This is a genomic window from Desulfamplus magnetovallimortis (assembly GCF_900170035.1).
GTDB lineage: Bacteria > Desulfobacterota > Desulfobacteria > Desulfobacterales > Desulfobacteraceae > Desulfamplus > Desulfamplus magnetovallimortis.
Genome location: NZ_LT828555.1, coordinates 148032 through 152007 on the forward strand (window position 1 = coordinate 148032; position 3976 = coordinate 152007).

The following is a 3976-nucleotide window of genomic DNA, read 5'->3' on the forward strand; positions in this document are numbered from 1 at the left end:
GTAGTGATACAAAGCAATTCTGCTGTTGCTCTTACCTTCTATGAAAATTGGTTTGGGAAGTGAATTGTCAATCATTGTTACTGAACCATATCCTTCATTCAGGGTGATAATCATCAAATGCACTATTACAGCCGATACTTACCAATTCGATCGTTGTGCAAGCTACCGAGATAAAGGTAGCCACTGTATTCTCTAACGGAGGTGACTTCCTTGAGGTGTTTTCCAGTTGGATCATGCAGACTTTGAGTGATGTTTCCCTGTTCATCAAGTGCTATCACCAATCCATATGGTTTGGGTTTTGGCCAAAAAATCTTTGGTAATTTCGACATCTGATCTTTAAGGAAAGGAAACGGATGAAGTGCATCTGCAATCGGATTCCTTATCGTAAATAAAGCGACCCAGAAACGTCCGTTGCGGTTACTTGAAATATTGTCTGGGAAGCCAGGCAAATTATCAATGAAGATTTCTTTATTTCCTTTGTCAATACCTTTTAACCAGTACCGGGTGATCCTGTATCGGTAAGTTTCATTAATTAGAACAAAATCTTCATTTTGAGACAATGCAACCCCGTTGGCGAAGTAAAGATCCTTTAATAAAACTGTCGTCTTTCCTGTTGCCGGATTGTACTTCATGAATCTTCCGTTGGGTCTCGATTCCAAAAGGTCATACAGATACTCACTTTGAGCGTACTTGTAACTGGCATCTGTAAAATAAATGCTCCCATCAGTTGCAATATCCAATGCATCGGTGAATTGAAATGGTGTTCCTTCTGCAGATGTAGAAAGGATTTTAATATTACCTTTTAGATCAATGGAGAGCAGCCCTCTATAAGCATCGCAAACAATCAAATTTTGTTTGTCGTCAAATTGAATCCCTAAAGGACGCCCTTGAGTTTCAGCAAAGGTTTCGAGGGTTCCATCTTGAAGCAGCCGAACTATTTTACCATCCTGTGTTCCAGCATAAATACGTCCTTTACTATCAATTGCAGTATCTTCTGGACCATCAAACTTACCTTTTCCCAGTAGAATTGCTTTTTGTAAAAGAGTATTTGGTGTCATCACACCGTTTAAAGACGGTGCTGGAGGGGGAGTATATGCGATTGAATCAACCGGAGTAGATTGAACAAAGAAATAAGACATCAAAGAAGCAATAATGACGACCAGACCAAGAACCATTCTCTTCATTTGTAGCCTTCCAATGAATAGTGCCGTTAATCAAATAAAAGGATCACACCTCTTCAAATTCAAAATCAGTAAGATGAAACACCCAGTTGTCAATGGATAGCAGTTTCACTCCCATGCTGCCATCAAGAGAAAGGAAATCGTCTTTATTTTGGAATAATTTCACAACCCCGGATAGAGTACAGTCAATGGAAGCTGTGATAAGTTGAGTAGACATCTGTTTCAGGTATGCTTGAATAACATCTCCATTCTCTTCATCTAATAGTTTTTGACCATCTGAAAAGGAACGCAATTGTTTTTCAATGGCTTCTTTTGTCTCTTGACTATCACTGATTTCAAGAAGTGCATCCCACCAGTCAAATACGATTTGATATTGTTTTGTGCTCATGATTTCCCCTACTTTAAAATTCAATTACTGTTATTTCTGGTCTACACAGTAGCCGCAGATGGATACCGTATGTCCCAAGGCCAGGGCTTACATACAGTGCCCCTGCTTTTGTAGCATAAAGTCCTCTATCATACTCACCTACCCCATAGGGAACTTTCAATGCTCCCAATATTGGTAAGCGAACTTGCCCACCATGAGAATGTCCTGCTAAAATCAGATCATATTTTTGATTATGAATTTGTTTCACGATTTCTGGATAGTGGGTCAGCAGTATTCTTTTGGTGAAGGTATTTCCAGTTGGATCGATCTTTTTGTATGACTCATTAGCCAACCCAATGATTTCGATGTCATTGAGTGGCTTTGCTTTATCTAAAATCCAGAATCCACCAGTCTTTCTGAACGACTCATTTATGGTGTCAAATGAAGCGCCACTCCAATAATCATGATTCCCTGGTACGCCAAAGATAGGACATCGTATTTTTTCTAAAATACTTAATGCGTCCGTCAACTTCTCTTTTTCATCAATAAGATCACCTGTAAAGCATACAAAGTCCGGTGATATGTCATTAATTCTATTTACAATTTCATTCAGGAAGGATTTATCCCCATGAAAATGGATATCACTTATGTGTACAAGTTGGTACCTTGGATGTGATGATAAAGTGATATGCTCAATATGAATCCATTTCGGTTCAATCAGAAAAGCGTAACCAATTATCAATAGTAAAATTCCATAAATTGTAATACGAATCTTATTTTTCTTGATTATTGATGATATTTTCATAGATATTTTCATTATCCAAAATTGAACTGATTAGACTGCAACAGCCATGTCTATAGTGCTCAGCAAAATTGATACACCTTGCTCACTTAAATTGACACACCACTTCAAAAAAATCCGTGTGCGTCCTCATCTTTACCCAAAGTTGTATATATCAGATAGCAGCTCCAACGTTTTGGGGTTCACATTTTTCTTTTTAAGATCCTCTGCTGGTACCCAGGCTGCATCGTTGGCATCATCCCCTGGAATCACTTCACCACCAAGATACTCTGCTTCGAGATCAACGATATAGTAGTGAAATCGAACCTTCCCGTTTTGATCACGATCAATAGATTCGAATGAATATACTGGATCACCTGCTTTGATTCTGATACCGGTTTCTTCCAATACTTCTCTTTCAGCAGCTTGTTTGAGTGTCTCCCCCAGCTCCACACTCCCTCCAGGGATGGCCCATACACCTTTTGCCGGTGCTTTTCCTCTCTTCACCAGTAATACTTTTTGATCCTTAAAGACTACTGCTCCAACAGCAAGTTTTGGTTGCGTAAACCGAGATAACCCTTTCATTTATTTCCTATTTTCGTACAGTTTTGTGTTCCAAAAAAAGAATTCATCAGATTGACTATATTGATCGTTTGTTCTATATCCTTTCAAGCACACCTTGTCCAATCAAAATGCAAAACATTGATTTCAATATTCATTCTATCAGAAACAAAGGATAATAAGAATGAGTGACCTTTTTGAATATCAAGAAGACAAAATTTGGCTGAAAGAATATCCCATAAAATATGCAGGAACCAGATTCAATGCCCGTACCACAGTTGTTAGGATGAACAATGGGAATTTAAAACTTTACTGACCAGACAAAGGGAACTCATAACAAATAACTTACCCACATCTGGTGAAAAGTCCTTGAAAATGCTGGATTCGTTCTTCAAAAATGGGTAATTTATTTTCGGTGAACTCCCTAACACTACAGCGACACTTTCATTGAAAACACTATTTTCAATCTATTTTTATGAAGCAAATGGTTGATTATTTTAAATTTTGATACACGCTTTTTCATATAAAAATACGAAGTGTCGCTGTAGTACTAAGAAAATGTCATGGCCTATTTATATCTCACACTGACGATCATGGTAGAGGTCATTGCAACCAGTGCGTTAAAATCATCACAAGAATTTACCAAACTAATTCCAAGTATGAGAACAATTCCTTAAAAAAAGGGGGGGGGAGCGTTCTGAACAGTGTAAGGCGATGAATGAAGGATGCTCACATTTCGTTTGTAATTTTGTTTTTTATGGAGGCGTTATGGGTTTAATATGTTGGGCAATTGGGCATGATTGGAATGGGTGTAAGTGTCAAAGGTGTGGAGAGACAAGACCACATGATTGGGATGGTTGCAAGTGTCGAAGGTGTGGAAAAACGAAGGTGTGGAGAGACAAGACCACATGATTGGGATGGATGTAAGTGTCGAAGGTGTGGAGAGACAAGAGATGACACATGATTGGGATGGATGCAAGTGTCGAAGGTGTGGAAGGTGTGGAGAGATAAGAGATGAACAGCATGATTGGGATGGTTGCAAGTGTCGAAGGTGTGGAGAGATAAGAGATGAACAGCATGATTGGG

At 38.7% G+C, this 3976-nt stretch carries 7 protein-coding genes; 3 read left to right on the forward strand and 4 right to left on the reverse strand.

Translation table 11 applies throughout. The features are described from left to right. Positions 1–125: 125 nt before the first annotated feature. From MTBBW1_RS21435 to MTBBW1_RS21450, 4 genes are all read right to left on the reverse strand, one after another. Complete coding sequence (locus MTBBW1_RS21435) at positions 126–1184, reverse strand: SMP-30/gluconolactonase/LRE family protein (protein WP_080806975.1); 1059 nt, start codon at positions 1182–1184, stop codon at positions 126–128. A gap of 43 nt (positions 1185–1227) precedes the next feature. Then, entirely contained in the window at positions 1228–1569 is a 342-nt protein-coding gene (locus MTBBW1_RS21440) for a DUF2528 family protein (protein ID WP_080806978.1), read from the reverse strand. A 13-nt stretch (positions 1570–1582) separates the two neighbouring features. Beyond that, positions 1583–2353 carry a metallophosphoesterase gene (locus MTBBW1_RS21445; protein ID WP_186441613.1) on the reverse strand — a complete coding sequence of 257 codons (771 nt, stop codon included), beginning with the start codon at positions 2351–2353 and terminating at the stop codon, positions 1583–1585. Positions 2354–2485: 132 nt separating this feature from the next. Further along, on the reverse strand, positions 2486–2914 hold the full coding sequence (locus MTBBW1_RS21450; protein ID WP_080806982.1) for an NUDIX hydrolase: 429 nt from the start codon (positions 2912–2914) through the stop codon (positions 2486–2488). Positions 2915–3074: 160 nt separating this feature from the next. On the opposite strand from MTBBW1_RS21450, the gene MTBBW1_RS30085 reads away from it, so the two are divergent. The 3 genes from MTBBW1_RS30085 to MTBBW1_RS29230 all read left to right on the forward strand — a co-directional run. Continuing rightward, the gene (locus tag MTBBW1_RS30085) at positions 3075–3206 is read left to right on the forward strand and encodes a hypothetical protein (protein ID WP_281255668.1); all 132 of its coding nucleotides are present in this window, start codon (positions 3075–3077) and stop codon (positions 3204–3206) included. Between the two features lie 247 nt (positions 3207–3453). Then, positions 3454–3567: an SMR family transporter gene (locus tag MTBBW1_RS21455; protein WP_080806985.1), complete on the forward strand. Its 114-nt coding sequence runs from the start codon at positions 3454–3456 to the stop codon at positions 3565–3567. Between the two features lie 186 nt (positions 3568–3753). Next, the coding region (locus MTBBW1_RS29230; protein WP_222424137.1) for a hypothetical protein at positions 3754–3976 on the forward strand (223 nt) is incomplete at its 3' end.